The sequence below is a fragment of the Tateyamaria pelophila genome, from assembly GCF_019966495.1.
GTDB lineage: Bacteria > Pseudomonadota > Alphaproteobacteria > Rhodobacterales > Rhodobacteraceae > Tateyamaria > Tateyamaria pelophila.
This window is the reverse complement of record NZ_JAIMIA010000225.1, coordinates 1-3,871: the sequence shown is the minus strand read 5'-3', so window position 1 is coordinate 3,871 and position 3,871 is coordinate 1. Positions and strand designations below refer to the sequence as shown.

8 protein-coding genes are annotated in these 3,871 nt (G+C 55.6%); 5 read left to right on the top strand and 3 right to left on the bottom strand.

Annotation, left to right across the window (positions count from 1 at the left end; all coding sequences use genetic code 11):
• The 5 genes from LC354_RS26790 to LC354_RS26770 form a co-directional block, all read left to right on the top strand.
• A partial coding sequence (locus tag LC354_RS26790; protein WP_223428999.1) for a hypothetical protein occupies nucleotides 1–189 on the top strand: 189 nt, incomplete at its 5' end.
• A 455-nt stretch (nucleotides 190–644) separates the two neighbouring features.
• A complete protein-coding gene (locus LC354_RS26785) occupies nucleotides 645–899 on the top strand; it encodes a hypothetical protein (RefSeq protein WP_223428998.1) in 255 nt (84 codons plus the stop codon).
• Between the two features lie 158 nt (nucleotides 900–1,057).
• The gene (locus LC354_RS26780; RefSeq protein ID WP_223428997.1) at nucleotides 1,058–1,420 is read left to right on the top strand and encodes a hypothetical protein; all 363 of its coding nucleotides are present in this window, start codon (nucleotides 1,058–1,060) and stop codon (nucleotides 1,418–1,420) included.
• 895 nt (nucleotides 1,421–2,315) lie between these two features.
• Nucleotides 2,316–2,489, top strand: coding sequence for a hypothetical protein (locus LC354_RS26775; protein ID WP_223428996.1), 174 nt, complete (start codon nucleotides 2,316–2,318; stop codon nucleotides 2,487–2,489).
• A 142-nt stretch (nucleotides 2,490–2,631) separates the two neighbouring features.
• On the top strand, nucleotides 2,632–2,982 hold the full coding sequence (locus LC354_RS26770) for a hypothetical protein (protein ID WP_223428995.1): 351 nt from the start codon (nucleotides 2,632–2,634) through the stop codon (nucleotides 2,980–2,982).
• Here LC354_RS26770 and LC354_RS26765 read toward each other — a convergent pair.
• From LC354_RS26765 to LC354_RS26755, 3 genes are all read right to left on the bottom strand, one after another.
• Entirely contained in the window at nucleotides 2,979–3,143 is a 165-nt protein-coding gene (locus LC354_RS26765; RefSeq protein WP_223428994.1) for a hypothetical protein, read from the bottom strand. The genes LC354_RS26770 and LC354_RS26765 overlap by 4 nt on opposite strands.
• Nucleotides 3,140–3,595, bottom strand: coding sequence for a hypothetical protein (locus LC354_RS26760; protein ID WP_223428993.1), 456 nt, complete (start codon nucleotides 3,593–3,595; stop codon nucleotides 3,140–3,142). Before LC354_RS26760 ends, LC354_RS26765 begins: the two co-directional genes overlap by 4 nt.
• Nucleotides 3,596–3,664: 69 nt before the next feature.
• A partial coding sequence (locus LC354_RS26755; protein ID WP_223428992.1) for a hypothetical protein occupies nucleotides 3,665–3,871 on the bottom strand: 207 nt, incomplete at its 5' end.

Genomic DNA, 3,871 nt, shown 5'->3' with positions numbered 1-3,871 from the left:
GACGCGACACATCCAAAGGCTCTCTCAGCATTAAACTCAAGCGAGCTGGATGGGACGAGGCATTCTTATGCAGCGTTCTCAATGGGCTGTAAGAGGCATGATGCCAAACGCGATTGCCCTGCGGTAATCGTTGGAATAAAAATCAAACACTTAATTCATCCATATGGTAAAGGTGGTCACAACAACTGATACACAATGCACTGACCGTTGCTAGGGTGGTATGTAATCGCCATCTGCATCGTTGATGATTGATTGCAGTTCTTTGGTTGATAGGTGTTCAACCTTCAATTTTCGATACAACATCAGTGTTTTTCGATACATTTATCATAACGCATCAATCTGTGCCGCACGAATACTCCAATAAAACATAAGAAATATATACCCAAGCTTACTATGCTAAATTCGATTCCAGGGTCGCCCACCAATATCTCTGATTTTATTGGATAATTTCCCCGGAAGGGACCATTGCCTAAGCGTCGCCTAAGGTTAATGTTCCCACAGAACGGCCCTTGAAGCCCTGCCGAAGGCTCTGGAAGCCGTGACTGCATGTCGCTGTCTATCCAACGGTTTGTAGTCTTTGGCTGGCGTGTTCGCCTTTCGTCCTCTATCGTCGGGGCGTCAGGAACCCTTGCGGAGAAATACGAATGACACTGACGGTTGGCGATTTGAAAAGGCACCTGGCGGCATACGACGACGACTTTGAGATTGAGTTTGACGGCGGCTTGACTTTCTGCCGGGTGAAGACGCGCGGAGACAACCTTGCGATGGTTGAGTTCAACGAATTTCAGGCGATGCTTTCACCCAAATTCAGGAAGAAGTTTCCCGAAGTGAAGGTAGCCTTCTGTTCTGTCGAAAGCGACGGCTCTGTTGTGCAGGAAGTTGGCGTGCCGGAACTATAAAAAACCGCGCCCGAAAGCCTTGGCGTGGCCCTCCGATGAAAGATCAACGCTAACCGTGCTTGTGTTTCGGCATAATTGAAAGCACTTGCTGATTAAACGAGCGGTGACCATATGGTGAGAGTTCGAGTGGAACACTATCGAAGCAAAAAGAAATTACGATGGACCCTGTTGAAGTCTACGCAGATTTTTACTCGCCCCGCTGGGGGCGCGACGACAGATACAGATTTACATTTTCGATGGACCGCTTGGAAATCGTTCATAACACCCGCAGGTGTGCGGCTATCTGGCATGAAAACACTGACCCAACGTGGGAACGAACACCGCTGACAAGCACGTTCATTAACGACAACATTCAGCCGCCGCATGACGTGGAAGGTTCATTCACCTATCTTTGGAGCGAATGGCGCAACGGCACGTTCACACCGGAGCAACTGCAAACAGAACTTAGGGCATTTGCTGAATACATGAATGCTTCCACCCGAGCGAAGCCGACGACTGACTTCTGGCGCGGCATGTTCTGAAAAATGCCCCGGCTGCGTCGGTGCACGCGAACCGGGGCTAGTTGCCGTTGGCACTAGGGATTGGTTGTCAGGGGTTTTCGCACAGCGCGGCGACTGTTGACCGCTAATCGGCGGAGATTGCCCACAGGGGCACTGCCACGGTGGCAAGGTCAAGGGCGCCTAGAGGAAGCGCGCATACCCTCCAGTCATGTGCTCAACGCTATCTCTTGAGGTGGACGCCTGAAATCAAGACAGTCAGATAAACTTGCCGTCAACGATGACGAGGAAGAGGAGATTGGCTGGCAAATGGAAGAACTACAGTCGCAAGCTCAAGGTTAGGGTGGTCATTGAGGCTAGATCAGGAGTTCATCGTGCCAAGAGACGCCCGGCCTGCTCGCCGACCACATTGAAACGATCCTTGCAGATCACACACTTAAAGCGCCTCGGTGGATTTCGAAGAGAGCGTGAAAACTTATCGAAAGCGGACGCGCGGGGGAGGGCGCCGCGCGCGCGCAGGTGGACATGGCGCTCACCACGTCAATGGCAGGTCGTGTCAGGTGTCGAGCTTCCGCGCAAGATCCCGAGTGTCATAATTGTGGGGCTGGTCTGTATTGTTCATGTCCTATCCTCCTTGAAGAGAAGATCGGATCGAAGGCCGCTGCACGGAAATGCTGGCCTTGCCGCCGAATTGTTTGGCGAAACCGCCGTCGGGAATCCTATGTTGGGTCTTCCGATGGCGGGCCCGGATAGATGGCGTGAGCCGCTCGGAAGCACGCACGGCAAATGCAGATGCCGATCGGGTGCAGGATTTTTGGGACAGCGGTGTAGCGGACGGGAGCGCCAAGGCGTCCGACAACCGCGACCAAAGGCGGAACCGCAGTGCTCCATCGGAGGCGGCCGATTTGAAAGTTTTGGCTTGGGCGGCCTCAAGGCGCGAAGCAGCGTCATCGCTGTCGAGACCGATCTCAGCGCCAACGCCAGCCACGGCACCTTTCGCGAGGAAGAGGCCATCCACGCCTTCGATATGGGTGACACCAGAACGATGGGTTCGACGCTTTTGCGCCAGTTGCCGAAAAATCAAAAAAATTAAACTTTGGGCTTAGTTTTGCCGCAAGATGATGTTTTGGATGGTTTTTTTGGTTTTCTGGTCAATGGGCGCGCCTAGCAAGCAGCAGAAGGATGGAGTTGGCACGCCCGCTCCTGGTGATCCTCCCACGAGCGTGGGCCATAGGATGGCCCTCAAAGAGGCGGCGCCCTTTACAAGGCGCCACCGGTGGCGATCAGTCGAACTGGAAGCTGGCATCGTGCAGGACATGTGCAGCGCTCAGTGCGGCCAGCAAGGTATCGCGCAGCAGCACGATGTCGCCCTTGGCCTCAGCAAGCGCGCTCGCGCCTGGCTCGACGAAAACCGAGCGATAGCCACCCCGGGTATGGTTTTCGTCACCATGCCAGAATGGATGGGTCCCGTTGCCGATTTCAACGCCGAGCGATGCGATCAGCGTCTCGAGGCGCGCAAGAGATTATCGTGGAAGATCCGCATGGTTCCGAGGCGGCGGGCGATGTCCTTCGCGAGGCCGCGCTAGGCCGGTGCGAGGTTGGGGATGGTCGTCTCGTGGAGCGCCTCGTCCGCGATGTGCGCCTGCATCAGCGCGATCGCCGCCAGACGGCTCGCAACGGCGGGCGTCAGCTCTGCACTGGCAACGAGATTGGTGAGGCTGGGATGAAGACCGGTCGCGCCGCTCATGCTGCCACCTCATGCTCGAAGGTGGCCGGTCTGACGTCTTTCACTGCCCGGTAGGCTTCCAGCATATCGTCGAGATCGTCGGCGAGCAGGCAGATCTCCTCGACGATTGGGCTCGCCGGGTCGATCATCACAAAATGCGCTGCCTCGATCCGTTCTGGATCGTGCACGTGCTCGAGCATTAACAGATCGAGCAGATCGTCGAGAGCCCGCATCGTGCGCCGTGTCGGTGTGCCAAGAATGTCGAAGCCGTCGAGGACGGACTGCGCAAGTCGGACGCCAGGCTGGCCGCCGAGCAACGCGGCCGAGTTGAGAAGCGTGTCGCGGTGGTCGCCCAGGTAGGCCCGGAGGCCTGTTGCGCGTCGCCTGCGTGCCGCGCCTAAAGCGTTAGGGAACGGGAAGACATCAAGGAAGTTCTTTTGCCTCCGCCTCAAAAATTGCCAGATTCTTGCCACCGGACCATGCGTCTGGGTGCCGATTTGAAGTCAAAGCAGGCACCAATGGTTCGAGAGCTTGGCTTGCCTTCACATTGATTTTTGGCCTTGTTTCCTTGGTCTGAGATGGATACACCCACCGACGGAGACGTGGCCGAGCGGTCGAAGGCGCTCCCCTGCTAAGGCAGCACCATCTTTCAGCAAGTATCTGATTTTCATCGTATTCCTCCGGTGAGGGCCGTCTTTTTGATTGTTGGGGATTTTTGTAGCGTTTGCATTTATGAGCAGCAGCAAATC